Genomic DNA, 25,625 nt, shown 5'->3' on the forward strand with positions numbered 1-25,625 from the left:
TACCGTACCGGTCCGTGACCATCGTGGAGACCGTCCTCGTCTTCGCGCTGATCCCGCTGGCTCTCTACGGCGTGATCGCGCTGCTGACGGTGAGGCCAAAGGCCACCCGGATTCCCCGGTACCGGCCCGGCCAGGAGTGGGGCTACGCCCCGGTGTGGTGGAGCGCGAACCCCGCTGGGTTGAGCGCGGACCACCACAGCACCGCCGAGTCCGCTGAGACGGGCTCGACCGCCAAGGGAGGCGCCCGTGGCAACTGGTAAAGCGATCGAGGCCGTCGACCCGTCGACGCTGCCCCTCGGCGCGGTCGTGACGAACAGCGGCCGTGTCTCCGCCGCCAAGATGTACGAGCCGCACGCCCCGGAGCTGCCGTTCACCCCGACCCAGCTCGCGCAGCTGGACGAGGCGCTGACCCTGTCGAGCCGCAGCACGGGCCTCGACTTCAGCGTGTACCTCGGCGCCCTGGGCTCTTCGTCCCGCGAGCGCGCGGAGGAGCTGCACGGCACGACCGAGCGCCCCTCGCACCACGTCCTGGTGGCCGTGTCGCCGGGCGAGCGCGTCGTCGAGATCGTGACGGGCGACGAGTCGCACCGCCGCCTGGCCGACCGCGGCGCCAAGCTCGCCGTGATGAGCATGGTGGCGTCCTTCAAGGAGGGCGACCTCGCCGGAGGCCTGCTGTCGGGCCTGCGCATGCTGACCGACCAGGCGGGCAACGCACCGCGTTCCTGATCTGTCGTTCGAAGGCCCCCGGTGTTCGCGCCGGGGGCCTTTCCTTTGGGGGCGTTCATGACTTGGCGCAAGCACGACGAGGCCTCGGCCAAGGCCGCGTACGCGATGGTGCGGGAGATGTTCCCGGAGCCGGAACTGGACGGCTTCGAGGTCGTCGCCGAGGACTGGACGGGGCGCCAGTACGGCCTTTCCGGTCGGCGGCTGCTGCTCTTCGATCCCGGCTGGGCCGACATCTACGAGGTCGGCTACGACACGGTCGACGAGGCGGTGGCCGAGGATCCGGACTTCTACCTGTGCGCCGGTCTCCTGCGGGAGTGGCGTGCGCGCCATCCTGAACGGGTGCCGGACGGCCACTGCGTCGGTTACCGCAGGCCGCTCTTCCTGGGCGGTGAGGACTCGGTGGAGAACCTCGAGGTCATCGACGTCCAGGTCTACTGGTCGGTGCATGCGCAGGTCTGGCACCAGGTGAAGGATCTGCCGCCCGGCACGCCGATCAGCGGCATGGACATCAGCTGACTGTTGTGGCCTCAAGGGGGTACTCGTGATCCGCAGGCATTCGCCCGAGTCGGCCGCGCTGGCGCTGTCGTGCGTCCGGGAGATGTTCCCCGCCGTCGGCCCGATCGAGTTCGTGGCGCAGGACTGGACCGGTCGCCAGTACGCGATCGACGGCGGGCTGGTGCTCTTCGACCCCGCCACGGCGGAGGCGAACGTGTACCCGTACGCGTCCGTCGACGAGGCAGTGGCCGAGGACCCGAGCTTCTTCCTGATGCCGGAGTTCCACGCGGAGTGGCAGGCCATGCACCCCGATCCGGTGCCGGACAACAGTTGCGTCGGCTACCAGATCCCGTTGTTCATCGGCGGCCCGGACGCGGTCGAGAACCTGGTCGTCATCTCGACGCGCGTGTACTGGTCGGTGACCGGGCAGATGTGGCAGCAGGTGAAGGACCTGCCGCCGGGCACGCCGATCGGGGAGTTCCGCGTCGTCGAGTGAGCGTCAAACCGCTTTGTTCTTCGCCACCACGAGGTCGGAGATCCGCTCCCAGCCGAGCCTGCGGTAGAGGTGCACGCCCTCGGTCGACGAGAACAGCAGCCCGGTGCGCGCACCGCACTTGACCGCTTCCCACGCCAGGGTCCCCATCACGACGCTGCCGAGCCCGCGCCGCCGATGCTCGGCCGAGGTCTCGATGCGGTGCGCCACAGCGTCTTCGCCGACGACGGCCATCAGCCCGCTCGCCGCCTGCTCGCCGTTCGCGCCGAGCACCCGCACGCCGATGATCGGGTCCCTCGTCACCTCCACCGCGTAGCCCGTCGGCGGGTCGAACTGAGGGTGCTCATCGAGCGCGCACCGCATGAAGGTCTCGTCCGGCCGTGCGACGATCAGCCCTGCCTCCTCGATCGCAGCCGCCACCTTCACCGGTGCGAGCGTCGGCACGCTCAGCCAGTTCGGTTCCTCAGTGGCGGCAACGACTTTCGCGATCTCCGCGATCGCCGCGTCGTCCGTGGCGATCCACTCGTACTTCCGGTTCGGTCGGTTCACGTGGACGACCAGGAAGCCGTCGCGGTACTCGGACGTCAGACCGTCGGCCGCGATCCAGCCGCGGTGCCAGCGTTCGATCAGGTCACTGATCATGGTTCCCCCTCAGGAATTGGACGCGATCACGACGTCGGAAACGGCTTCCCAGCCGAGCTTGCGGTAGAGGTGCAGGCCGTCCTCGGTGGCGAACAGCAGCCCGGTCGTGGCGCCGGCCACCATCGCCTCCCGCATCAACACGCCCATGACCACACTGCCGAGGCCGCGGCGCCGGTGCCCCGGTGCGGTCTCGATGCGGTGGGGCACAGCGTCTTCACCCAGAACGGCGACCAGCCCGCTCGCCGCCGCCGAGCCGTTCCGCCTGATCTCCACCTCGATGACCTCGCCGCGCGCCACCACGACCTCGTAGCCGTCGGGCGCTGACGGCATCGGGTGGCCGGCGAGATCACGACGCATGAGCGTCTCCTGCGGCCGGATTCGCAGCCCTTCGTGGGCGATCAGGCGGGTCGTTTCCTCCGGGGAGAAGGTCGGGGCGGTCAGCCATTCCGGATGCGGTGCCGTGGCCGTGTCCACTGCCGCCCAACCGATCCCGGACGCCGCGTCGGTCACGATCCGCTCGTACTTCCTGCCTGGCTGGTTCACGTGCACGACCTGGGTGTGCGGTTGTCTGCCGTCGTACAGGGTGTGGCCGGCGGCCTTGGTCCAGGCTCTGCACCACCGCTCGGTCAGCTTTCTGAGTGTGGTGAGGCGGTCCAGTTCCACGACAGCGTCCACAGTGGAGTCGAATTCAACGGTCACGCCGTACTCGCGCAACTTCTCCAGCACGCGGGCGAAATAGACCTGATCCGCGACGTTGACGTCGTGCCACACCAACGTGAAGCCGGTGAAATCGAGGCAGTCGGCGAGTTCGGCGACGTTCCGGCCGAAGTACCCGCCAGGTCCGGCCATCGCCTCGCCGAGCGCGAGGTGCAGGCCTTCGCGGTCGGTCGCGAACCGGCCGTCGAGGTGGTGGATGCCTGTCGGGTCCGTCGGGCGCTGGTTGTCGTGGGTGAGGTTGAGCCAGGCGCGGCGGCCCGCGGAGTCGAACGGTGCCCACAGGTTCTTCTCCCGCGGGACACCGCCGCGCCACAGTTCCCACACCGGCCGGCTCGTCGGCCCCGGCCGTTCCGGGTAGTGGTCGGGCGACCACGTCACGGTGGACTGGTCGAGCACGACGTCGAAGAGGCCGTCGCGGAGCACCGAAGGCCGCACGTCCGCGACCACGAACTTGATCATCGCGAACGACATCGGCCTGCCGTCGCGGTCGAGCGCACGGATGCCGCCCCAGTCGTTGACGGTCTCCAGGTCGCGGACGCGTTCCGGGAAGTCGCAGCCGATCAGCGTGACGGACGGCCACCGGTAGCCCTCACGCTGTGCGGGCAGTCCCTCGACAGCGCGGCACGAGCCGGCGAAGTCGCCGTCCTGGAGGAGCCCGTAGCTCGGTTGCCTCACCTTGAGCCTCGACCGGGGACCGTTGTCGCGCAGGCACACCGAGGCGCTCAGCACGAGGTCCCCACCTGGCAGCCTGGCGTGTACGACCGGATCGACCAGATCCCAGATCTGCGCGGGGTCGTCACCGTCCCAGACGTACAGCTGCAGGGAGCCCGCCGGCGTCTGGATCGGGCAGCCGCGCAGGACCAGCTCGCGTCGTTCGGGCAGCAGCGCGTCGGCCAGCCAGCCGTCGACGTCGACAGCTCTCGCCAGCACCTCACCCGCCACCACGTTGACGAACTCGTCGTCCACGGCTTCCACGAGCTCGTAGCGGAACAAAACACCCCCAGAAAGACGGGAAAGCCCCGTGCCGCCATCAAAGCGGCCCGGGGCGTTCCTCGCACAACGAATTTCAGGAGCGGTCGAACTCCTGGGCTGCGAGGGCACGCACGATGCCCGCCCGGCCCTCGGAGACCAGCCGCCGCAGCGCCGGCGGGTGGTCGCCCGCGAGCCACGCGTCAGCAGCCTCCACAGTGGACCGCGCGATCGACCAGGCCGGGAACATGCCGACCACCATCGACTGCGCGCGCTCGGACGTGCGCCGGTCCCAAACGCCCTTCACGTCGGCGAAGTAGCGCTCGACGTACGGCGCGAGCAGCTGCTTCTGGCCGGGGTGCGAGATGCCCGCGATGATCGCCTCGCTGACCGCGTTCGGCAGGTCGTCGTCGTTCACCGCGCGGTCCCACGCCTCGTCCTTGGCGGCAACCGTCGGGCGCAGCGCACGGGCCTGCTGGGCGCGGCGGTGACCGGTGGCGGTCGGGTCGCGCTCCTCCTCGGCGTTGATCTCCGGCAGGTCCGCCTTGCCGTGCGCGACGAGAGCCTGCAGCAGACGCCAGCGCAGGTCGGTGTCCACGTCCAGTCCGGGAAGCACGGCGCTTCCGTCGTACCAGCCGCGCAGGACCTCCAAAGTGGACTCGTCGAGCACCGAAGACGCCAGTGCGTTCACGAACGCCAGCTGGTGGTCCGAACCCGGCTCGGCGGCCTGCGCGAGTTCCAGGGACGTCGCCACGAACCGGCGCCAGCCCTCGTCACGCCACGAGTCGTCCGCGTAGGACGACAGCGACGTCTGCGCCTGCAGCAGAAGCCGTTGCACCACGCCGACCTCGGACTCGGAGTGCAGCCCGCCGAGCACCAGGTTCACGAAGTCGCGGGCCTTCAGCTCGGCCTCACGGGTCATCTCCCACGCGGCCGACCAGCACAGCGTGCGCGGCAGCGGCTCGGCGATGTCGGAGATGTGGTCGATCAGCGCGGCCAGCGAATCCGGGTCGAGGCGCATCGTGCAGTACGTGAGGTCGTCGTCGTTGACCAGCACGATCTTGCCGCGGTGCACGCCGACGAGCTCGGGCACCTCGGTGCGGTCGCCGGTCACGTCGAGCTCGAACCGGTGCGTGCGAACCAGCTTGCCCGAGCCGTCGTCGTCGTAGACACCGATCGCGATGCGGTGCGTGCGCAGTTCGCCGGCACCCGGACGCGCGCCGCCCTGCAGCACGGCGAACTCGGTGAACTTGCCGTCAGCGTCAACGGTGAACTTGGGGCGCAACAGGTTCAGGCCGGTGGTCTCCAGCCACTGCGCGCTCCACCACGACAGGTCGCGGCCCGACGCCTCCTCCAGCGCACCCAGCAGGTCGGCCAGCGTCGCGTTGCTCCAGGCGTGCTTGGCGAAGTAGACCCGCAGGCCCGCCAGGAAGTTCTCCAGCCCGACGTACGCGACGAGCTGCTTCAGCACGGAAGCGCCCTTGGCGTACGTGATGCCGTCGAAGTTGACCTCAACGGCCTGCACGTCGGAGATGTCCGCGGCGACCGGGTGCGTCGACGGCAGCTGGTCTTGCCGGTACGCCCAGGACTTCTCGATCTTCGCGAACGTCGTCCACGCCTGGCGGTACTCGGTGGCCTCGGCCTGCGCGAGCACGGACGCCCAGGTGGCGAACGACTCGTTCAGCCACAGGTCGTCCCACCAGCGCATGGTCACCAGGTCGCCGAACCACATGTGCGCCATCTCGTGCAGCACGGTCTCGGCGCGCCGCTCGTAGAGGTAGCGGGTGACGCGGCTGCGGAAGACGTAGTCCTCCAGGAACGTGACGCAGCCCGCGTTCTCCATCGCGCCCGCGTTGAACTCCGGCACGAAGCACTGGTCGTACTTGCCGAACGGGTACTGCACCCCGAACGCCTGGTGGAAGAACCCGAAGCCCTGCTTGGTCTCGGTGAACAGCCGCTCGGCGTCCATGTGAGGAGCGAGCGAGGCACGGCAGTAGATGCCCAGGGGGATCTTGAAGTCACCCTCGACGAACTCGTCGCGCCACTCGGCGTAGGGACCGGCGACCAGGGCCACGATGTAGGTCGACATCGGCTTGGTGGTGGCGAACGTGTGCACGTCCGCGCCGCCCTCGCCGTCCTCGGTGGCGATGATCTCGCCGTTCGAGATGACCTTCCAGTCGTGCGGCGCCGTCACCTTCATCGAGTAGACGGACTTGAGGTCGGGCTGGTCGAAGCACGCGAACATGCGCTTGGCGTCCGCGGTCTCGAACTGCGAGTACAGGTACACGCCGCCGTCGACCGGGTCGACGAACCGGTGCAGGCCCTCGCCGGTGTTCATGTACCGGCAGTCGGCCTCGATGGTCAGCTCGTTGAGCTCCGCGAGGTCCGGCAGCACGACGCCGTCCTCCTCGCGGTAGGAGGAGACGTCGAGCTCGCTGCCGTTGAGCACAGCGCGGTGCACGGTCGCCGCCACGATGTCGATCCACGAGGAAGCACCCGGAGTCCGGCTGCGGAACACCACGGTGGTGGTGGAGCGGAACGTGTCCGAACCCGGCTTTCCGCCGCCGTCGGTCAGGTCCAGCTCGATCCGGTAGGACTCCACTTCCAGCAGCTCAGCACGTTCCTGAGCCTGGTCGCGGGTGAGGTTGGGCGCGGCCACTGGTCACCTCGTCTGCCGCGCGGGTGGTTACGCGCTGACGTCGTCGGGAATGGTTATGACTCCCGCATCCAATCACGGAACAGGCGTCCGGGAAGAGATGAGCGGGTGATCTGGTTGGGCTGATGGGGCGATAAACGCACCCAACGCCACAGAACGCGACTGAAGGGGCACGCATGGCCGACAAGGCGAAGGTCGATTTCTACTTCGACCCTCTTTGTCCGTTCGCCTGGATCACCTCCCGGTGGATCCTCGAGGTGGAGAAGGTCCGCGACATCGACCTCACCTTCCACGTGATGAGTCTCTCGGTGCTGAACGAGGGCCGCGACCTGCCCGAGCAGTACAAGGAGCTCATGACGAAGGGCTGGGGCCCGGTCCGGGTCGCCATCGCCGCCGAGCAGAAGTTCGGCAACGAGGTCCTGCCGCGGCTCTACACCGCGATGGGCACCCGGATCCACAACGAGGGCAACAAGGACTTCGACGAGATCATCAAGCTGGCGCTGGCCGACGCCGAGCTGCCGGCCGAGCTGGCCGAGGCCGCTGCGTCGACCGAGTACGACGAGGAGCTCAGGGCCAGCCACCACCGCGGCATGGACCCGGTCGGCATGGACGTCGGCACCCCGACGATCCACATCGACGGCGTCGCGTTCTTCGGCCCGGTGCTGACCAAGATCCCGCGCGGCGAGGAGGCCGGCACGATCTTCGACGGCGCTCGGATGCTCGCGGGCTTCCCGTACTTCTTCGAGCTCAAGCGCACCCGGACGGGCGACCTCGACTTCAGCTGAATTTTTTGTCGGTGGTGCTCGCTAACGTCTTCAGACATGGCACACCACCGCGTCGAAGTCGCTGTTCAGGGGCCCTGGTCGCTCGCGACCAGCCGGGGTTTCTGGGAGGGCTTCACGCCGTCCGCGTTGCCTCAGCGCGCGGGCGAGGCGCTGCAGTCAGCGTTCCTGGTCGAGGGTGAGTGGCGTCGTGCTTCGGTCTCCGTGACCCAGCGCGGCGCCACTGCCGTCTTGTCGCTCTCCGGCGAGGGCGATCTCGACGTGGCGGCGGCGCAGGCGTGCCGGTTCCTCTCGCTGGACGTCGACGGGCGGGCGTGGCCTGACGTCGGTCAGCGGGATCCGGTGATCGCTTCTGCGCAGGCGGCGTTGCCGGGGTTACGCCCGTGCGGCTTCTACTCGCCGTACGAGGCGGCGGCGTGGTCGGTGCTCGCGCAGCGCGTTCGCATGTCGCAGGCGGCCGTCTTGAAGGCTTCGCTGCTCCGGGACGGCGTGTTCCCGGCACCGGCGGAGCTGCTGGCGCTCGACCTGGACCTGCCCGGTCGCAAGCCGGAGTACCTGCGAGCGGTGGCCGAGGCGGCGCTCGACGGGCTGCTGGACGCGGTGACGCTGAGGTCGATGAAACCTGCTGCCGCTGTGCTGGCGGTGCAGCAGGTCAAGGGGCTGGGGCCGTTCGCCGCCGAGCTGGTCGTGCTGCGCGGGGCGAACGCGCCGGACGCGGTGCCGCACAACGAGGAGCGGCTGGATGCCGAGGTCGCTGAGCGGTACGGCAGGCCGCTCGCCGAGGTGTCCGAGGCGTGGCGGCCGTATCGGACGTGGGCGGCGGTGCACCTGCGCGTGCTGCGTGAGCGGCGGCTCGGAGGTGTGACGGCGGCTGCGGCCCGCTGAGTGCCGCTGAGTGACGAGCTTGGCGCCCGCCGGATCCGGTCGCGCCTGATCAACCGGTCGAGCAGGGCCTGCCGTGCACCGCGAAGGAACCGGGAGTCACGGGCGAGCCTGACGCGGCGAACTGGAACCTCACCGACGCGCCCGAGTTGAGCGACGCACCCTGGTTGGAGTCCTGCACGAGGACCTCCGCGGCGTGCTGCTGCACGGCGGCGCCCGAGGCCTGCACGACCCTCTGGCCGCCGGGGAACTGCCAGCGCAGCGCCCACTGCTCGATCGCGATCCGCGAGGTGTTGCGGAGGGCGACCTCGGCGTAGAACACGCCGTTCCCCGAGCCGAGCACGCGGTAGTCGACGGCGCAGTCCCTGTTGGTGACCGGCGGGGCGGGCGGCGGCGGCGGAGTTGTGGTCGTCGTGGCGGGCGGTGGCGTGGTGGTGGTCGTCGTCGTCGTCGAGGTCGGCGTGGTGTTCTGCCCGATGCAGGGTGGTCCCCACAGGCCGAGGCGCGACGTTTCGGCGGTCTTCTCCAGTTCGGTGAGCACCGGGTCGTTCTGTTCGGCGCGAATCGCGCCCTTGCTCACCGCCAGTGCGGCGTAGTCGTCGTTGTTGCCCAGGCGCAGGCTGATGGCTGTCTCCGACGCACGGCTGTAACGCACCTGCTTGCCGAGAAGGGTGTCCTGCGCGAACTTCACCGCGGCCGCCGAATAGCACTCGCCCGGCGCCGCCAGGCCGAGAATGCGGGCTTCGATCCCGTTGGACAACAGCACTGTCCTGGCGTCCACGACCTCCGCCACCTGGTCAGGTGGCGGGGCTACGACGGTGACGTCCTGCTCTGCGGATCCGGAATCAGCTGGTGGCGGGGTGTCGGCCGCACCTGTCGTGCACGCCGCGACAGCCAGCAGTGTCGCGAACGCGCACAATCCAAAGGGGTACCGGCCGAGCAATCTCATCTTCTCCCCATTGTGCTGAACGCGTCCGTTCGCAACGGCGACCGGCCGTGAAGGGTACGGCCTTTCGACGGAACCGAGGAGATCTCCACTTGGAGATGTGCGCTCGGCCCGGATTCTCTGCACTGCCACACGTGGAGTCGCAGCCGACGTGACCGCCGCGGGATGATGTGACAGTCTGGGCGCTGTCCGCACATTAGGTGTCACATCCGCCTGGAGGGCTCTCGTGATCGAGGTCGTCAACCCCGCCACCGAGGAAGTCATCGGCACGCTCGCCGAAGGCACACCGGCCGACGTCGACACGGCCGTGGCCGCCGCGAAGGCCGCCTTCCCCGCGTGGTCGGAGACCTCCGTCGACGAACGCGCGAAGGTCGTCCGGGCGATCATCGACGGCCTCCGGGAGCGAGGCGAAGAGCTCGCGCGCGCCATGACCCAGGAGATGGGCACGCCCATCACGTTCAGCCAGAAGGTGCAGGTCGCGAACCCCATCTCGATCGCGGAGGGCGTCGCGGACGTGCTGGAGCGCGGCTACTTCGAGCCCGAGGAGATCGGCAACTCGCTGATCCTCCGCGAGCCGATCGGCGTCGTCGCCGCCATCACGCCGTGGAACTTCCCGCTGCAGCAGATGGTCGCGAAGGTCGTGCCGGCGCTCGCCGCGGGCAACACCGTGGTGCTCAAGCCGAGTGAGCTCGCGCCGAAGACCGCCGACCTGCTCACCGAGATCATCACGGCTGCCGTCCCCGAAGGCGTGTTCGGGCTGGTGCACGGCACCGGGCCGGTCGTCGGCGAGGCGTTGGCCGCCCACCCGGACGTGGACATGGTGTCGTTCACCGGGTCGACGCGCGCTGGGCGGCGGGTGTCGGCGGTGGCGTCCGAGACGGTGAAGCGCGTCGCCCTCGAACTGGGCGGCAAGTCCGCGTGCATTCTGCTCGACGACATGGACGACTCGGCCTTCGGTCGCGCGGTGAAGATCGCGGTCGCGAACTCGTTCATGAACAACGGCCAGGCCTGCAGCGCGTGGACGCGCCTGCTGGTGCCCGCCGACCGGCACGACGAGGCCGTGCAGCTCGCCGCCGCTGCCGCGAACAAGTACACCTCGGCCGATCCTTCAGACCCGTCGACGCGCATCGGGCCGGCGGTGTCCAAGGCGCAGCGCGACCGCGTGGTCGGCTACATCCGCAAGGGCGTCGAGGAAGGTGCGCAGCTGGCCGCCGGTGGACCGGACGCGCCGCTGCCGCAGGGCTTCTACGTGGCACCAACGGTGTTCGGTGGCGTGACGCCGGAGATGACGATCGCCCAGGAGGAGATCTTCGGGCCGGTGCTGTCGGTCATGCCGTACGCCGACGAGGACGACGCGGTGCGGATCGCGAACTCGACCATCTACGGGCTCGCAGGCGGCGTGTTCTCCGCTGATGCCGACCGGGCGATGCGAGTGGCCAGGCGCCTGCGCACCGGCCAGGTCGACATCAACGCCGCCGCGTTCAACACGAGCGCGCCGTTCGGCGGCTACCGCCAGTCGGGCAACGGCCGTGAATTCGGCAAGTTCGGCCTGGACGAGTTCTGCGAGGTCAAGTCAATTCAGCGCTAAACAATGCGAACTGAATTGTGCGCCGTGGCCGGTCCGTAGTCCGCGGTTCCGGTCACCACGGCGTCGAACCCGAGCAGCAGCACCAGCACGAGCTGTGTCTGGTCGACCTCGGCGTCGCAGGAGGCCTTGCCGCCGCTGTCGGTGTGATCGGTGCACAGCACGTTGCCGGTCGTGGTGCGGAACGAGACCAGCACGTTGTTGAGGTTCGCGCCGGTGTTGGCGTTGCGGGCGAACGCCTCCATGTGGATCTCGATCGGTGTCGGGATCACCTTCGCGAGGCCGGTCTCGGCGATCAGCTGCACCGGAACGGGTGCGGCCGAGGCCGGCGCGGAGGTGACGAGAAGAATGGCCGCGGCGGACAAGAAAGCGATTAAAGCTCTCATTTCTGCTCCTTGGTCGGCTGTTTCACCAGAGCTGGCGCGGCGATTTTTCGCTTGCCTCCAAACGGCACGCCACCCAGGAACGTTCCCGATGAAAACGATTGCTTTCGGGGTCACGTGGACTGCGGGGCCGACGGAAATTGAGCTGCGAGACCCGTCGGAGCGGCGTATCACTGGCCCTATGGCTGACTCGGCGCTGAGCATCAGGACCATCGAGCACTCCGACCTCCGCGACTTCCAGAACGTCCTGGCCTGGGCGTTCCTGGACGACCCCCGCGGCGAGGACAGCAAGTGGCTCAAAGTGCTCGAACTGGAGCGCGCACACGCCGTGTTCGACGGCGACGAGATGGTCGGCACCGCCGGGATCCTGAGCCGCGAGATCACCGTTCCTGGCGGCCGGCAGGCTCCGGTCGGCGCGGTGACGGTCGTGACGGTGAAGCCGGGCCATCGCCGGCGCGGCGTCGCGTCGTTGCTGATGAAGACGCAGCTGCACGGCATGCACGAGAACGGCGAGCCGATCGCGATCCTCTGGGCGTCGGAAGGCTCGATCTACCGCCGCTACGGCTACGGCGAGTACGCCACCAGCCTCGCGATGCTCAAGATGCCGACGCGCATGGCGTTCCACCCCGGCGTGCACGTGAGCGACACGCGGATCCGCCAGGTGACGCGCGAAGAGGCCATGCCGTTCATGCACGAGACGTACGAGCGGGTGCGGCGCACGCGGGTCGGCTGGCTCGACCGGATCGACGGCACCTGGGACGTGCAGCTCGCTGACCGCGACATCGACCGCGGTGGCCTCTCCTCCTACCGGTACGCCCTGCACCCCGAGGGGTACGTGGTGTTCCGGGTGAAGCACGACGGCGACTCGAGTGGGCCGAAGAGCGAGCTGCACGTGCGCGAGCTGGTGTGCGAGACCGAACAGGCGTACGTGGACCTCTACCGGTTCCTGCTGGACATGGACCTCGCGGGCAGCATCTCGTTCTACACCGCGTGGGACGACCCGATCCTGCACATGGTCGACAACCCGCGGAAGGTGCGGCGCGAGGACGCCGACGCGCTGTGGCTGCGGATCGTCGACCTCGACCGCGCACTGCCGCTGCGCCAGTACTCGTCCGATGTGGACAGTGTGCTGGACGTGGAGGACACCTTCTGCCCGTGGAACTCCGGTCGCTGGCGCTTCACCGTCAAGAACGGCGAGGCCACCGTGGCTCGCACCGAGGACCCGGCGGACGTGACGCTGGACGCTGCCGCGCTCGGCAGTGCTTTCCTCGGTGGTGCACGGCTTTCCGTGCTCAGGCGAGCACACCGCGTGGTCGAGCACACGCCAGGACATGTGGACGCGCTCACGATTGCGTTCCTCGGCACGCACTACCCGCATTGCCCAGAGGTGTTCTGACGGAACAAGCGCGCGCGTTCACACGTTGACGGTTTACCTGGTGTGGGAGGTAAAGCCGTGGGCACCATCGTGTGGGTCGTTGTGCTGGTACTGCTGGTCGCTGGGATGTTCTACCTGGTCAACGCGAGCAAAGCGCGCAAGGCGCGGGAGCTCGACGACGCCAAGGCCGAGGCACGCCGCTGGGTCGAACGGCTCGGTGGCCAGGTGATGAGCCTCTCCGGCACGGACACCGCGTCCACGCAGGCGCTGGCGGACGCGTCGGAACGCTTCACGGCGGCCGGGTCCCAGATGGAGCAGGCCCGCACGATTCCGCAGGCCAAGCTGGTCACCGAGACCGCGATGGAGGGCCTGCACTACGTGCGCGCGGCCCGTGAGGCCATGGGCATGGACCCCGGTCCCGCGCTGCCCGAGGTCGCGGGCCAGAAGCAGGCCGGCGCCGTCAGCGAGGACCGCCGGGTCACGGTTGAGGGGCACCAGTACGCCGCGTCGCCGCACTCCGGCTCCGGCACGCCCTACTACTACCCCGGCGGCATGGTCGCCGGACGTCCGGTGCCGCGTGGCTGGTACTCCGAGCCGTGGTGGAAGCCCGCGCTCGTGGCCGGTGCGTGGGGCGTTGGCACGTTCCTGCTGATGGACGCCATGTTCTCCGGCATGCACGGCATCGGCGACTACGGCATGGGTGACATGGGCATGGGAGACGTCGGGATGGGCGACATGGGCGGTGCCGCCGACATGGGTGACGCCGGTGGCTTCGACTTCGGCGGGTTCGACTTCTAAGTGCTCACGAACTGAGCACTTTCAGGCCGGCCCCCAAATGGCTACCGACCAAATTTTTCAGGGCTGGCAGGCAGGGCACCAGAACAGGTTGCGCGCGGCCAGTTCCGTGGTCATGACCTCGGTGCCGCAGATCAGGCACGGCTCACCGGCACGGCGGTAGACGTACACCTCACCGCCGTGCCGATCCACGCGTGGCGCACGACCCATCGCGCGCGGCATGTGCTCGGGGCGGACGGTGTTGATCTGTCCGACCTTCACGCCGTCCTTCATCAGCACGACGAGGTCGTCCCACAGGGTGTCCCACAGCTCGCGGCTGACCTTGTTGCCGACCAGCAGCGGGTTCACGTTGTGCCGGAACAGCACCTCGGCGCGGTAGACGTTGCCGACGCCCGCGAGGATCTTCTGGTCCATCAGCAGCACGGCCAACGGCTGCTTCGACCTGGTGATCCGCTCGTAGGCGCGGTCCGGGTCGGCGTCTTTTCGCAACGGGTCGGGGCCGAGCCGCTCGCGGATCGTCTTGACCTCGTCTTTGTTCAGCACCTCGCACGCGGTCGGACCGCGCAGGTCCGTCCAGTGCGTCTCGCCGACCATGCGCATCCGGACCTGGCCGATGGGCAGCAGGACCGGCAGCGGTGACTCGGTGAACGTCCCGTACAGGCCCAGGTGGACGTGCACGATCGCGTCCGGTCCGTAGACGTGGAACAGGTGCTTTCCGTGCGCCTCGGCGCGGACGAGCTTGCGTCCGTCCACAAGGGACGCCGAGAAGCGCCCCTGTGGGCTGGTGACGGACACGGGCTTGCCCGCGAACCGGCGCTGGTGCAGCCGCGCGAGGCGGTGCAGCGTGTGGCCTTCGGGCATCAGGCCTTGGTTTCGTACGCGCTGACCTGGTCGATGCGGCGCTGGTGCCGGGGTTCGCCGGAGAACGGCGTCTCCAGGAAGGCCTGGACGATCGCGGTCGCCTCCTCGGTGGAGTGCTGGCGAGCGCCGATGCCGACGAGCAGCGCGTCGTTGTGCTGGCGGGCCAGCTGCGCGGTGTCGATGTTCCAGGCGAGTGCGGCACGGGCGCCCTTCACCTTGTTCGCGGCGATCTGCTCGCCGTTGCCGGAACCGCCGATCACCACGCCGAGGCTGCCCTCGCCGTTGACACGGTCCGCGACGACCTTCTCGGCGGCGTCGACGCAGAACGCCACGTAGTCGTCCTGAGCGTCGTACTCGTGGGCACCGACGTCGACGACCTCGTAACCCTGCTCCTTGAGAGCCGTGATCAGGTGGGACTTCAGCTCGAAGCCAGCGTGGTCTGCTGCCAGATAAACGCGCACGTCACGGAGTCTGACACGCTGGGCGGCGTGTTTGCTCAGGAGGGGTACCGGCTGCGGCTGGAGTGGGGGCCCGAGGGCGTGGACGCGCTCAAGGCCTGTGACGTGCTGGTTGTCGTCGACGTGCTGTCGTTCACGACGTCCGTCGACCTGGTGGTCGGCAACGGCGGACAAGTCCGTCCCTCGCGCTGGAGGCCAACGTCAGGGCCCACGTTGCGACCAGCATCACTCGTCGACGCGACCGGACTGGTCGACCTGCCGTCGCCGAACGGGTCGAACCTCTGCTTCCTCGCCGCCGAGACCGGAGCCCACGTGCTCGCGGCCTGCCTGCGCAACGCCGCGGCGGTCGCCGAACGCGCGCAGGAGCTGGGGGAGACCATCGGCGTGATCCCCGGCGGCGAACGGTGGGGGCTCGACATCCTCAAGAGGGGGCCGCGCGAGTTCGGTCCGCTTCGGCCCTGCGTCGAGGACTACCTGGGTGCGGGCGCGGTGCTCGCCGCCCTGTCCGGATCTGCTTCACCGGAGGCGGCGCTGGCCGCTGCGGCCTTCACCAACACCGATGTCGCGTCGGCCGTCCGGGAGTGCGGGTCGGGGCGTGAGTTGATCGACAACGGCCACGCGGCGGACGTGGAGCTGGCGGTGCAGGTCGGCGTGAGCAAGGCGGTGCCGGTGTTCGCCGAGGGCCTGCTGGTCGAGGGGAGGCTGTCGTGAGTGGTGCGGGGATGATCGAGATCGCGGACGGCGTGTTCATCCGCCGGCAAACCGAACTGGACCTCACGCTCGGTTTCATCACCGGTTCGGGTGACTCGTTGCTGGTCGACTCCGGGATGGACCCGGCGTTGGCCGCCGAGATCAGTCCGTCGAGGATCGTGTTGACGCACAACCACTTCGACCACGTGCTCGCGACGGAGGCGTTCCTGCCGTGTGAGGTGTGGGCGCACGAGGACTGCATCGTCGACGAGACGCTGCTCGAAAGCCGCGCCAGGTACTACTCGGACCCCTTTGAGGGCACGCTCATCCCGCCCACGCACACGTTCCGGGACACCGTCACTTTGGACGTCGGCGGACGCCGGGTCGACCTGCACCACTTCGGACCCGCGCACAGCTCGCACGACGTGATCGTGCACGTGCCGGACGTCGGCGTGGTGTTCGCGGGCGACCTGGTCGAGGAGGGCGCGCCGGCTCAGGCGGGTTCGGACGCCACGCCTTCGAACTGGCGCAACGTCCTCGACCGCATGCTGGAGCTCGAACCGCGGATCGTCGTGCCAGGTCACGGAAACCCGGTCGACGCACAGTTCGTGCGGGAAATGGCCGTCCCGGCGGTCGACTAACCCGGAGGCCACGTGAGGCCGCGCCCGCCCAGGACGTGGCAGTGCACGTGGAAGACGGTCTGCCCGCCGTCCTTGCCGGTGTTGAACACGAGCCGGTAGCCGGACTCGTCGACGCCCTCGGTCTTCGCGACCTGGTGCGCGGTCGCCAGGATCTGGCCCGCGAGCACCGGGTCCACGTCCCCGATGGCCTGGTGGTGTTCCTTGGGAATCACCAGGACGTGCGTGGGTGCCTTGGGGTCGATGTCGCGGAACGCGAGCGTGGTGTCGGTCTCCGTCACCACGGTCGCCGGGATCTCGCCCGCGACGATGCGGCAGAACAGGCAGTCGGTCACACCCGCATGCTATTCGGTGCGGGATTGGTACAGCTGGACCCTGTTGTTCAAGCCTGTCAGCGATAAATCATGGCTGGATGAAGGGCGCCAAACTGCTGGTCATCGTGCGGTGCCTCATCAGCTTCGCGATCGGCGTGCTGCTCGTGGTCCTCGCGATCCGCTTCGGTGAGGCGCTCTGGCGGGCGTTCCAGAGCTGACCGGCGCACGTCCGGTCGCGACAGGTTCAGTCGCGGCAGGGTCCAGTCGCGGCAGGGTCCAGTCGCGGCAAGTTCAGTCGCGGACGAAGCAGAACTCGTTGCCCTCGGGGTCGCGCATCACCTGGAAGCTGCCCTTCTCGTCGATGTGCACCACTCCCTCGCGGGTCGCGCCCAGGCTCACCGCCTTCACGACCGAGGCCTCGATGTCGTCGACCTCGAAGTCGAGGTGCAGCCGGTTCTTCACGTCCTTGCGCTCGGGCACCGGCTGGAACGACATCCGCGGCCCGTCCGGCGGGTCGACGTGGGCCCAGCCGTGCTCGCGCTCCACGGGTTCGCCCCCGAGCAGCTCGGCCCAGAACCGCACCAGCCGCGCGGGGTCGTTGCTGTCGACGACGATCTGCTCGAGCCGCATGTCGGAGCCTCCGCAACGCTCGTTGTGATGCTGCTCACCGCCATCGGGTGACGGGGGTCCGGGGACCTCCCCGGCCGGGGGTCTGGGGGCTTGGCCTCTGAGGAAATGCGAGAGGCCGACGAGGTCTGCGCTTTCTGCAGACACGCGTCGGCCTCGGCCACGAGCGGGCGACGGGAATCGAACCCGCGTAGCTAGTTTGGAAGACTAGGGCTCTACCATTGAGCTACGCCCGCGTTGCCGCCCGCTTAGGGGCTGCGGTCAATACCTTAGCGGAGGGCGGTAAGCTGGGTGCAACCGGGGCGTGGCGCAGTTTGGTAGCGCACCCGCTTTGGGAGCGGGGGGTCGCAGGTTCAAATCCTGTCGCCCCGATCGGTTGACGAAAGCCCTCGACGACTCGTGTTGTCGAGGGCTTTCACATCTCCAGGTACCGGCTCGCCCACGCCGCGAGCACCTCCGCCACGTACGAGGCGTCCGCGCGGTCGGTGAGCAGGTGGTCGGCGCCGTCCAGCGAGACGAACGACTTGGGGTGCCGGGCCGAGTCGAAGATGCGCCTGGCGTTGTCCACTCCCACCAGGTCGTCCTGCGGGGAGTGCATGACCAGCAGGGCGCGGTTCAGGCCGGCGATGCACGCCACCTGGTTCTGCTGGTTGATGTCGGTCAGGAAGTCCCTGCTGATCCGGAACGGCCGCCCGGCCAGCAGTACCTCGGCCACGCCGTGCGCCTCGATCTCGGCTTTGGACGAGCCGATCAGGTGCTCGACGTGGGCGGTGTCGGCGGGGGCGCCGATGGTGACGACGGCGCGAGCCTCCGGGATCCGGTGTGCGGCGGCGAGCACGGCGGCGCCGCCCAAGGAATGTCCGATTAGGACACTCGGAGCGCCGATCGTCTCGCGCAGGTGGCCGGCGGCGCAGACCAGGTCGTCGACGTTGGACGTGAACGTGGTGTTCGCGAAGTCGCCGTCGGACTGGCCCAGGCCGGTGAAGTCGAAGCGCAGCACCGCGACACCGCGGGCGGCGAGCTCGCGGGCGATGCGCGAAGCTGCCACCGAGTCCTTGCCGCAGGTGAAGCAGTGGGCGAACACGGCGGTCGCGACCACGGGGCCGGCCGGCAGTTCGAGGCGGCCCGCCAGTGACTGGCCGTCCGCGCCCGCGAAGATCGCTTTCCGGTTGTCCATGTGCACCAGTGTGAACCTCTAATGTCGACGAGGTGCGCTACCAGTACCTCGATGCCCGGCTGCGGCAGGCGTTCGACGACGCGAAGCTCGACCGCGGGCAGCGGGCGCTGCTGCAGGGCGTGTTGCGCGCGCTCGACCCCGACGCGCACCTCGGCGAGCACGTGGCCGGGCTCAACAGCGCGTTCCTCGCGGTGACCAGGGCCCAGGTCGCGCTGGACAGCCACGCCACCGAGGACCAGCCGCGGTGGAACCTGTTGCGCCGCATCATCGCCACCTCGCTCGCATGCATGGACGCCGCCAAACCCGCGTACGCGCACGGCGGTGCCAAAGTGCTCGCCGCAGCCCGTCGCACGCTCCTGAACGTCGACGCGGCGATCGCGGCCGACGGGCACAAGCTCGACCCGCAGATCACGGCCACGGCGGCCGCGAAGCTCGATCCCGAGGCGCTGGCCACGGCGGTCAAGGGGTGGATCGCGCCGCTGTGGGACGACCCGAGCATCGAACTTCCGTTGCGCGCCAGGATGATCGCCGAGGTCGCGGTGGTCGTGGCGGTGCACGGCCGGGACGGCAGGCAACTCCGCGCCGACCTGCTGCGCTGGCTCAAGAATCCCGGTGACCTCGAAGACGTGCTCTGGCCGGAACCCCGCAGGCACGTCGTGGCGCTCGTCGTGAGGGGCGCACGGGTGTTACGGCACTTGGACGAACTGCTGCCGCAAGCTCGGCAGGAACCGTTGCACCGCAACAGGTTGCCGAAAGATGACTTCTTGAAGAACGCTGTCGACGGGTCGTCGGTGCTCGTGCGGTTGCCGGTCGTCGCGGCCGACTCGCACACGGCGGCGTTGCTGGGGCGGCGGGCGCTGAGCGAGGTGCTGGACCAGTACGCGGCGGGGGAGCGGCTCACCCAGCTGGACATAGCGCCGGTCTGGCAGGTCAGCGGGCCTACCGGGCGCGTCACGCGGGGCAGCGAGCATCAGCGCACGGTCAGCAACGCGTACCCGCTCACCGCGCACTGGCCGGCCGAGCTGCGGTCCGCGATGCGGGTGGCGAACCTGGCCCGGCAGGTCGACGCGCCGATGGCCAGCGCCGGGCTCGCCTGGAGTGCGTTGGAGGCCACCGGGCTGGACCCGAGCAAGATCGGGTGGCTGGCCAAGGTGTGTGCGCTGCAGATGCTGCGGCAGCACCTGATCAGCCTGCACGTCATCGTCGCCAACCACGACACGGAGCTGCGGAAACCTCTCCACGCGTACGTGCCGGCGACCGGGGTGAAGCACCACCTGAAGTCCGTGGACGCGTGGCTGGAGGTGCTGGTCGAGCACAACCGCCCGAACGAACAGCTCGAAGCTGCCCAAATCAAAGCAGCACAGCAGGCTGTGACCGCGGTGGCCGAGGACGAGGGCGGGCTGGTGCAGGACCTGGTGGAGCTGTGGCGGACGAGGCTCGCGGACGCGAAGATGCTCGCCGGGTGGTTGCGGGAGCAGGAGGACGCCGCCGCGGCGGTGCTGGAATGGCTCTACGTCACCAGGAACCTGGCGTTCCACGCCGGCCGGTTCGCGACTCCGGCCGATGAGCTGACCGCGCACGCCGGGCAGGCCGTCGCCGATCTGACGCTGGAGTTCCTCGGCAACTGGCGGACCGTGGAGAGACAGCGGGGCGAGCCCGAGACGTCCGCGGTGGACGTCTATCGCAGGCTCGCCCAGCGATCCGACCAGCTGAAGGCCCGGCTCAAGCGAGCCGGGTCCGTTCGCAGGCTCAGCGTCGAGGACATCTCCGGCCCCGACGAGAAGTGGTGGTCGCGCAAGAGTCAAACGGCCAAGAGTTGAAAGGCAGTGCTTTGTGGCTTGGAGGGCAGAGCTACGGCTTGTCCTTGGTCAGCCAGTCGTCGACCCGGTCCGGGTTCGCCTCGATCCACCGCCGCGCCGCCTCTTCCGGCTTCATCTTGTACTTGGCGATGAACGACGCGACCGCGTCCTGTTCGTCGTTGCTCCACTGGAAGTTCTTGACCAGCCGGGCGGCGGGGCCGCCCTTGTCCATGAACTTCTTGGACGCGATCTTGTCGAGCTCGTAGCGCGGGTAGTCACAGGCGACCTTGGCCGCGTCCGCGTCACAGCCGGCCTTGTACTCCGGCAGTTCGATCTTGACCAGCTCGATGTCGAGGTGCAGCCACTGCGGCTCGAAGAAGTAGCCGATCAGCGGCGTCTTCTTCTCCTCCGCCTGGCGGAACGCCTTGATCGACGCCTGCTCGCTGCCCGCGTAGACGACCTTGTAGTTGAGGTTCAGGTTCTTCACCAGAGCCTCGTCGTTGGTCACGTACGACGGGTCGCCGTCGAGCACCTGGCCCTTGCCGTCGGACTGCGGGGTCTTGAACAGGTCCGCGTACTTGTTGAGGTTCTGCCAGTTCGTGATGTCCGGGTACGTCTTCTTCATCCACGGCGGCACGTACCAGCCGATCACGCCCTTGTTGCCGGACGGGCCGACCCGCACGGCGGTGCGCTTCTCGTCGATGTACTTCTGCTTGAGGTCCTCATGACCCCAGTTCTCGAGGATCACGTCGATCTCGCCGGAGTCGAGACCCTGCCAGGCGGTCTGCTCGTCGACTTCCTTCTTGGTCACCTTGCAGCCCAGGCGGTGTTCGGCGAGGTACGCGACGACCGCCGCGTTCGCCTCGTAGCCCACCCACGGGTTGACGGCGATGGTGATGGAGTCGCAGGGCTCTGTTGGCGCGGCCGAGCTGGAGCGCGGTGACGCCGTCGATCCGCTGCCACAACCGGCAATTGTCAACACGAGCGTCATTGCCAGAGCGATTCTGGGGGCTTGCACGAACAGCTCCTCGTCGAGGGGAACGAGCGGTGCAGAAGACCGCTCAGTTCAGCTTTTCCCGATCGATCAGACGCCGTCAAGTCATGGGATGATTGGTTGTCCACAAAGGACGTAATTTGTATCAGCCCTTGACCGTACCCGTGTGAGGGTCAATGCTGTCGCGCATCGAGAAACGGTGTGCGCAGTCCGCAACAGCCCGCAACAAGTTCCGCAACAGGTTCGGAGTGGTTTGGCGTGGATCCCGTGATTTCGGTCAGGGACCTGTGGAAGGTGTTCGGCCCCAACGCGTCTCAACTGGTGGCATCGGACGAGCTGAAATCGTTGTCACGGCAGGAGCTGATGGACCGCACAGGTTCCGTCGCCGCCGTGCGCGGAGTGGACTTCGACGTCGCTCCGGGTGAGATGTTCGTGGTCATGGGACTGTCCGGCTCGGGCAAGTCCACACTGGTCCGCTGCCTCACGAGGCTGGTGGAACCGACCGCGGGCACCATCATGTTCGAGGGTGAGAACATTCTCGAGGCGGATGCCAAACGGCTGCGTGACCTGCGGAGAAACAAGTTCTCCATGGTGTTCCAGCACTTCGGCTTGCTTCCGCACCGGACCGTGGCGGACAACGTCGGTTACGGGCTGGAAATCCGCGGGGTACCGCGGGCGAAACGTGGAGAGCGATCACAGGAAGTGATCGACCTCGTCGGCCTCACCGGCAACGAGAAGTCCTATCCGGACCAACTCTCCGGTGGTATGCAGCAGCGCGTCGGTCTTGCGCGCGCACTCGCCGGCGATCCCGATGTTTTGTTCTTCGACGAACCTTTCTCGGCGCTCGACCCGTTGATCCGGCGCGACATGCAGTCCGAGGTCATCAGGCTGCACCGCGAGGTCGGCAAGACGATGGTCTTCATCACCCACGACCTGAGCGAGGCGTTGAAGCTCGGCGACCGCATCCTGATCATGCGGGACGGCAAGGTCGTGCAGGTCGGCACGGGTGCGGACCTGGTCGGTGCGCCCGCGGACGACTACGTGCGCGACTTCGTGAAGGACGTGCCCCGCTCGCACGTGCTGACGCTGAAGTGGATCATGCGTGAGCCGCGTCCCGACGACGAGCTGGACGGACCCGAGCTCGGGCCGGAAACCGTGGTGCGCGAGGCGGTTCGCAGCGTGCTCAGCGCGGACAAGCCGGTGAAGGTCGTGGAGAACGGCGAACTGCTCGGCATTGTCGCGGACGAGGAGATCCTCGAGGTCGTGGCCGGGGAGGCGTGACATGGTTGCCGTCGCCGCCCCTCGGCAGCTCCCGCGCAAGCCTTTGATCATCGGCGTGGTCGTACTGGCCTGGCTGGTCCTGTGGCTGTTGTTCCGCAACGTCGGGACGCTGCCGCTGGACGCCTCCGCGCTGACCCCGTTGCACCGCTGGATCAACAGCGTCAACGACGCCGTCGGCGCGTCCAGGAACACGAACCCGCTGTTCCTCTACTTCTTCAACGAGATCCGGCTCGTCATCGACGAGTTCGTGACGTTCATCCAGGCTCTCATCGCCCAGCCGTCGTTCGGCCGGCCGGTGCCGGTGATCGGCTGGCTCGGCGTGGTCGCGATCGCCGGTTTCGTCAGCCTGGCCGTGGCCGGCTGGCGGGTCATGCTGCTCTCGGTGGCGGGCTTCGTGTTCCTCGGTCTGCAGGGCCTGTGGCAGGAGAGCATGGACACGCTCTCACTGACGCTGGCCGCGGTCGTGATCTCGTTGCTCTTCGGCATTCCACTGGGGATCTGGGCCGGACTGTCCGATCGGGCCAACCGGGTCATGACGCCGGTGCTCGACTTCATGCAGACGATGCCGACGTTCGTCTACCTGGCGCCGTTGACGTTGTTCTTCCTGATCGGTCCCGCGTCGGCGACGATCGCGACGCTGATCTACGCCGCGCCGCCGGCGATCCGGATCACCGCGCACGCCATCCGGTCGGTGCCGCACAACACCGTCGAGGCGTCGGAGTCCCTTGGGGCGACCCGGAAGCAGACGCTGGTGAAGGTGCTGCTGCCGTCCGCGCGCAAGACCATCGTGCTCGGCGTCAACCAGACGATCATGGCCGCGTTGTCCATGGTCACGATTGCGGCGTTGATCGACGCACCGGGTCTGGGCAAGACGGTCGTGAAGGCGTTGCAGACGCTCGACGTCGGCACGGCGTTCAACGCGGGCCTGGCGATCGTGGTGCTGGCGATCGTGCTGGACCGCGTGACGACCGCCGCGACCGAACGCCGCAAGCTGCCGCGCTGGGCGCTCTTCGGTGGCCTCGGTGTCACGGGCGTGTGCGTGTACCTCTCCTACACCTACCTGTGGGCGGCGGAGTTCCAGACGGACGTGGAGATCGGCAGCTCGATCAACAAGGGCGCGACCGCGGTGACGGAGTGGGCGCAGGACTCGCTTCCAGTGCTCACAGGCGGCTTCAAGGACTTCGTGACCTGGGCGCTGATCAACCCGCTGCAGGCGCTGCTCGCCGAGTCGCCGTGGTTCCTGGTGGCGCTGGTGATCGTCGTGCTGTCGTTCATGATCGGTGGCGTGAAGCCCGCGATCGTTTCCGCGGTGTGCCTGGGTCTGCTGGTCGCGACCGGGCTGTGGCAGGACACGATGATCACGCTGGCGTCCACGCTGGTCGCCACGATCCTGGTGATGGTGCTGGGCATCGTGATCGGTGTCTGGATGGGACGCAGCCGGCGGGCGGACGGGTTCATCCGGCCGGTCCTCGACGCTGCTCAGGTCATGCCCGCTTTTGTTTACCTGGTGCCGTTCCTGGCGTTGTTCTCCGCGTCACGGTTCACGGCGATCATCGCCGCTGTGGTGTTCGCGGCGCCGGTCGCCATCAAGATCATCGCGGACGGCATCCGTGCGGTGTCGCCCGCGACCGTCGAGGCTTCCACGGCGCTGGGATCCAGCTCGTGGCAGACGATCGTGAAGGTGCAGCTGCCGATGGCGCGCGGGGCGTTGACGCTCGCCGCCAACCAGGGGCTGATCTACGTGCTCTCGATGGTCGTCGTCGGCGGTCTCGTCGGCGCCGGCGCACTCGGCTACGACGTGGTGGCCGGGTTCTCGCAGGGCCAGTTGTACGGCAAGGGGCTCGCGGCAGGTGTCGCGATCGTCGTGCTGGGCGTGATGCTCGACCGCCTCACCCAGGCGGCCGCCAAGCGGTGGACCAACTAGGAGGTTCGGAAGTGGCAAGGCACAGCGTGCTGGGAGCGGTGCTCGTGGGAGCACTCGCACTGGCCGGTTGCGGTGGCGCCAAGGTCGGTGACACCTCGTCGGGTGCGGCCGGTGACTGCGGCACGTTCAACCTCGCGGTCAACCCGTGGGTCGGCTACGAGGCGAACGCCGCAGTTCTCGCCTACGTGGCCGAGAAGGAGCTCAAGTGCAAGGTCACGAAGAAGGAGCTCAAGGAAGAGGTCGCCTGGCAGGGCTTCGGCACCGGTGAGGTCGACGCGGTCGTCGAGAACTGGGGCCACGACGACCTGCGCAAGAAGTACATCGACGAGCAGAAGACCGCCGTCAGCGCGGGTTCCACGGGCGTGAAGGGTCAGATCGGCTGGTACGTGCCGCCGTGGCTCGCCAAGGAGCACCCCGACATCCTCGACTGGAACAACCTCAACAAGTACGCCGAGCAGTTCAAGACGTCCGAGTCCGGCGACAAGGGCCAGCTGCTCGACGGCGACCCGTCGTTCGTGACCAACGACGAGGCTCTGGTGAAGAACCTGAACCTCAACTACAAGGTCGTCTACGGCGGCAGCGAGACCGCGTTGATCCAGGCCTTCCGCCAGGCGGAGAAGGACAAGAAGTGGGTCATCGGCTACTTCTACTCGCCGCAGTGGCTGCTCAACGAGATCAAGCTGGAGAAGGTGAAGCTGCCCGAGTACAAGCCGGGCTGTGACGCCGACGCCGAGAAGGTCGCCTGCGACTACCCGGACTACGACCTCGACAAGATCGTGTCCAAGAAGTTCGCGGACGCCAACGGCCCCGCGTTCCAGTTGGTCAAGAACTTCAAGTGGACCAACGAGGACCAGAACACGGTCGCGAAGTACATCGCCGAGGACAAGATGAAGCCCGAGGACGCGGCCAAGAAGTGGGTCGAGGCCAACGGCGACAAGGTCAAGGCCTGGCTGGCCAAGGCGTAGTACCTGTTCAACGCAGAACGACGGCGGCGCGCGACCGACCCCCGAGCCGGTAGCGCGCCGCCGTCGTTACCCCCGGCATCACGCAGCCTGTTGACCGTTCGGTACCTCAGGCTCATGGCGGTGCGTCATGCGGTGCCACCACGAGCGGGGCTTCCCGCCGTTGCGGTAGTACTCCGAGACGCGGCGGGCGTCGTCCCGCAGGGCAGCCTGCCGGTAGTCCATCTCCGCCTTGATCGCTTCGGGCGTCCACTCCATCTGACTCACTCCTCAGGTCGTTTTCTGACAACGCTGAGGTTGCTCCTGAGGGGTGACCCCTTACATCGGACGATCACCTAAGGCTGGGCTGCAAGACCCCTTACTCGGGTGCTGAGGGTTGGCTCGCGGGGGCGTCACGCAGTGGCCTGAGGGGTGCTCGACCTCGAACAACGCGAAGGGGCGGGGTGCGTGTTCT

At 68.1% G+C, this 25,625-nt stretch carries 27 protein-coding genes and 2 tRNA genes; 16 read left to right on the forward strand and 13 right to left on the reverse strand.

What is annotated here, in order from left to right; translation table 11 throughout:
• Positions 1-14: 14 nt before the first annotated feature.
• The 4 genes from LFM09_RS20455 to LFM09_RS20470 are packed head-to-tail and all read left to right on the forward strand — an operon-like array spanning position 15 to position 1,717.
• Complete coding sequence (locus tag LFM09_RS20455; RefSeq protein WP_414098088.1) at positions 15-260, forward strand: hypothetical protein; 246 nt, start codon at positions 15-17, stop codon at positions 258-260.
• Positions 247-726, forward strand: coding sequence for a DUF5130 family protein (locus LFM09_RS20460; protein WP_414098089.1), 480 nt, complete (start codon positions 247-249; stop codon positions 724-726). Before LFM09_RS20455 ends, LFM09_RS20460 begins: the two co-directional genes overlap by 14 nt.
• A 57-nt stretch (positions 727-783) precedes the next feature.
• A complete protein-coding gene (locus tag LFM09_RS20465) occupies positions 784-1,242 on the forward strand; it encodes a T6SS immunity protein Tdi1 domain-containing protein (protein WP_414098090.1) in 459 nt (152 codons plus the stop codon).
• A gap of 25 nt (positions 1,243-1,267) precedes the next feature.
• Positions 1,268-1,717 carry a hypothetical protein gene (locus LFM09_RS20470; RefSeq protein ID WP_414098091.1) on the forward strand — a complete coding sequence of 150 codons (450 nt, stop codon included), beginning with the start codon at positions 1,268-1,270 and terminating at the stop codon, positions 1,715-1,717.
• Between the two features lie 3 nt (positions 1,718-1,720).
• On the opposite strand, the gene LFM09_RS20475 is transcribed toward LFM09_RS20470, so the two are convergent.
• From LFM09_RS20475 to pepN, 3 genes are all read right to left on the reverse strand, one after another.
• The gene (locus LFM09_RS20475) at positions 1,721-2,356 is read right to left on the reverse strand and encodes a GNAT family N-acetyltransferase (protein ID WP_414098092.1); all 636 of its coding nucleotides are present in this window, start codon (positions 2,354-2,356) and stop codon (positions 1,721-1,723) included.
• A gap of 9 nt (positions 2,357-2,365) precedes the next feature.
• A complete protein-coding gene (locus LFM09_RS20480; RefSeq protein ID WP_414098093.1) occupies positions 2,366-4,066 on the reverse strand; it encodes a barstar family protein in 1,701 nt (566 codons plus the stop codon).
• 73 nt (positions 4,067-4,139) lie between these two features.
• The gene (gene pepN, locus LFM09_RS20485; RefSeq protein ID WP_414098094.1) at positions 4,140-6,701 is read right to left on the reverse strand and encodes an aminopeptidase N; all 2,562 of its coding nucleotides are present in this window, start codon (positions 6,699-6,701) and stop codon (positions 4,140-4,142) included.
• Positions 6,702-6,874: 173 nt separating this feature from the next.
• Between pepN and LFM09_RS20490 the strand changes: the two genes are divergently transcribed.
• Both LFM09_RS20490 and LFM09_RS20495 read left to right on the forward strand, forming a co-directional pair.
• Complete coding sequence (locus tag LFM09_RS20490) at positions 6,875-7,483, forward strand: DsbA family protein (RefSeq protein ID WP_414098095.1); 609 nt, start codon at positions 6,875-6,877, stop codon at positions 7,481-7,483.
• Between the two features lie 36 nt (positions 7,484-7,519).
• Complete coding sequence (locus LFM09_RS20495; protein ID WP_414098096.1) at positions 7,520-8,365, forward strand: DNA-3-methyladenine glycosylase family protein; 846 nt, start codon at positions 7,520-7,522, stop codon at positions 8,363-8,365.
• 49 nt (positions 8,366-8,414) lie between these two features.
• On the opposite strand, the gene LFM09_RS20500 is transcribed toward LFM09_RS20495, so the two are convergent.
• On the reverse strand, positions 8,415-9,311 hold the full coding sequence (locus LFM09_RS20500; protein ID WP_414098097.1) for a cellulose binding domain-containing protein: 897 nt from the start codon (positions 9,309-9,311) through the stop codon (positions 8,415-8,417).
• A gap of 223 nt (positions 9,312-9,534) precedes the next feature.
• Here LFM09_RS20500 and LFM09_RS20505 point away from each other — a divergent pair, with 223 nt between their 5' ends.
• Positions 9,535-10,896, forward strand: coding sequence for an aldehyde dehydrogenase family protein (locus LFM09_RS20505; protein ID WP_414098098.1), 1,362 nt, complete (start codon positions 9,535-9,537; stop codon positions 10,894-10,896).
• On the opposite strand, the gene LFM09_RS20510 is transcribed toward LFM09_RS20505, so the two are convergent.
• On the reverse strand, positions 10,893-11,279 hold the full coding sequence (locus LFM09_RS20510; protein WP_414098099.1) for a hypothetical protein: 387 nt from the start codon (positions 11,277-11,279) through the stop codon (positions 10,893-10,895). The genes LFM09_RS20505 and LFM09_RS20510 overlap by 4 nt on opposite strands.
• A 178-nt stretch (positions 11,280-11,457) precedes the next feature.
• On the opposite strand from LFM09_RS20510, the gene LFM09_RS20515 reads away from it, so the two are divergent.
• Positions 11,458-12,672 (forward strand): GNAT family N-acetyltransferase, encoded by a 1,215-nt coding sequence (locus LFM09_RS20515; protein ID WP_414098100.1) that lies wholly within the window; start codon positions 11,458-11,460, stop codon positions 12,670-12,672.
• Positions 12,673-12,729: 57 nt separating this feature from the next.
• The gene (locus tag LFM09_RS20520; RefSeq protein ID WP_414098101.1) at positions 12,730-13,449 is read left to right on the forward strand and encodes a hypothetical protein; all 720 of its coding nucleotides are present in this window, start codon (positions 12,730-12,732) and stop codon (positions 13,447-13,449) included.
• Positions 13,450-13,506: 57 nt separating this feature from the next.
• Here LFM09_RS20520 and LFM09_RS20525 read toward each other — a convergent pair whose 3' ends face one another.
• Positions 13,507-14,307 carry an Fpg/Nei family DNA glycosylase gene (locus LFM09_RS20525; RefSeq protein ID WP_414098102.1) on the reverse strand — a complete coding sequence of 267 codons (801 nt, stop codon included), beginning with the start codon at positions 14,305-14,307 and terminating at the stop codon, positions 13,507-13,509.
• The gene (locus LFM09_RS20530; protein WP_414098103.1) at positions 14,307-14,768 is read right to left on the reverse strand and encodes a ribose-5-phosphate isomerase; all 462 of its coding nucleotides are present in this window, start codon (positions 14,766-14,768) and stop codon (positions 14,307-14,309) included. The genes LFM09_RS20525 and LFM09_RS20530 overlap by 1 nt, the downstream gene beginning before the upstream one ends.
• A 27-nt stretch (positions 14,769-14,795) precedes the next feature.
• On the opposite strand from LFM09_RS20530, the gene LFM09_RS20535 reads away from it, so the two are divergent.
• Both LFM09_RS20535 and LFM09_RS20540 read left to right on the forward strand, forming a co-directional pair.
• Positions 14,796-15,476, forward strand: coding sequence for a 2-phosphosulfolactate phosphatase (locus tag LFM09_RS20535; RefSeq protein ID WP_414098104.1), 681 nt, complete (start codon positions 14,796-14,798; stop codon positions 15,474-15,476).
• Positions 15,473-16,096, forward strand: a complete 624-nt coding sequence (locus LFM09_RS20540; RefSeq protein WP_414098105.1) for an MBL fold metallo-hydrolase — start codon at positions 15,473-15,475, stop codon at positions 16,094-16,096. The genes LFM09_RS20535 and LFM09_RS20540 overlap by 4 nt, the downstream gene beginning before the upstream one ends.
• Here the strand turns inward: LFM09_RS20540 and LFM09_RS20545 are convergent.
• From LFM09_RS20545 to LFM09_RS20555, 3 genes are all read right to left on the reverse strand, one after another.
• Positions 16,093-16,428: a histidine triad nucleotide-binding protein gene (locus LFM09_RS20545; protein WP_414098106.1), complete on the reverse strand. Its 336-nt coding sequence runs from the start codon at positions 16,426-16,428 to the stop codon at positions 16,093-16,095. The two genes, LFM09_RS20540 and LFM09_RS20545, sit on opposite strands and share 4 nt — an antisense overlap.
• Before the next feature lie 270 nt (positions 16,429-16,698).
• Complete coding sequence (locus LFM09_RS20550) at positions 16,699-17,037, reverse strand: VOC family protein (protein ID WP_414098107.1); 339 nt, start codon at positions 17,035-17,037, stop codon at positions 16,699-16,701.
• A gap of 162 nt (positions 17,038-17,199) precedes the next feature.
• Positions 17,200-17,270, reverse strand: a tRNA-Gly gene (locus tag LFM09_RS20555).
• Between the two features lie 62 nt (positions 17,271-17,332).
• On the opposite strand from LFM09_RS20555, the gene LFM09_RS20560 reads away from it, so the two are divergent.
• Positions 17,333-17,406: transfer RNA gene (locus LFM09_RS20560), tRNA-Pro, on the forward strand.
• 43 nt (positions 17,407-17,449) lie between these two features.
• On the opposite strand, the gene LFM09_RS20565 is transcribed toward LFM09_RS20560, so the two are convergent.
• Complete coding sequence (locus tag LFM09_RS20565) at positions 17,450-18,211, reverse strand: alpha/beta hydrolase family protein (protein ID WP_414098108.1); 762 nt, start codon at positions 18,209-18,211, stop codon at positions 17,450-17,452.
• 32 nt (positions 18,212-18,243) lie between these two features.
• Between LFM09_RS20565 and LFM09_RS20570 the strand changes: the two genes are divergently transcribed.
• Positions 18,244-20,031 (forward strand): hypothetical protein, encoded by a 1,788-nt coding sequence (locus tag LFM09_RS20570; RefSeq protein WP_414098109.1) that lies wholly within the window; start codon positions 18,244-18,246, stop codon positions 20,029-20,031.
• Positions 20,032-20,062: 31 nt separating this feature from the next.
• Here LFM09_RS20570 and LFM09_RS20575 read toward each other — a convergent pair whose 3' ends face one another.
• On the reverse strand, positions 20,063-21,028 hold the full coding sequence (locus LFM09_RS20575; protein WP_414098110.1) for an ABC transporter substrate-binding protein: 966 nt from the start codon (positions 21,026-21,028) through the stop codon (positions 20,063-20,065).
• A 243-nt stretch (positions 21,029-21,271) separates the two neighbouring features.
• Between LFM09_RS20575 and LFM09_RS20580 the strand changes: the two genes are divergently transcribed.
• Genes LFM09_RS20580 through LFM09_RS20590 form a run of 3 tightly spaced genes read left to right on the forward strand, consistent with a single transcriptional unit; the run spans position 21,272 to position 25,174 of the window.
• Entirely contained in the window at positions 21,272-22,285 is a 1,014-nt protein-coding gene (locus LFM09_RS20580) for a quaternary amine ABC transporter ATP-binding protein (protein WP_414098111.1), read from the forward strand.
• Position 22,286: 1 nt separating this feature from the next.
• On the forward strand, positions 22,287-24,209 hold the full coding sequence (locus LFM09_RS20585) for an ABC transporter permease (protein WP_414098112.1): 1,923 nt from the start codon (positions 22,287-22,289) through the stop codon (positions 24,207-24,209).
• A gap of 11 nt (positions 24,210-24,220) precedes the next feature.
• Complete coding sequence (locus LFM09_RS20590; protein ID WP_414098113.1) at positions 24,221-25,174, forward strand: ABC transporter substrate-binding protein; 954 nt, start codon at positions 24,221-24,223, stop codon at positions 25,172-25,174.
• 78 nt (positions 25,175-25,252) lie between these two features.
• Here the strand turns inward: LFM09_RS20590 and LFM09_RS20595 are convergent, their stop codons facing one another.
• Positions 25,253-25,429 carry a hypothetical protein gene (locus tag LFM09_RS20595; RefSeq protein WP_414098114.1) on the reverse strand — a complete coding sequence of 59 codons (177 nt, stop codon included), beginning with the start codon at positions 25,427-25,429 and terminating at the stop codon, positions 25,253-25,255.
• Between the last annotated feature and the right edge of the window lie 196 nt (positions 25,430-25,625).

Origin of the sequence: Lentzea alba, from assembly GCF_047445655.1 — a bacterium.
Taxonomy (GTDB): Bacteria; Actinomycetota; Actinomycetes; order Mycobacteriales; family Pseudonocardiaceae; genus Lentzea; species Lentzea alba_A.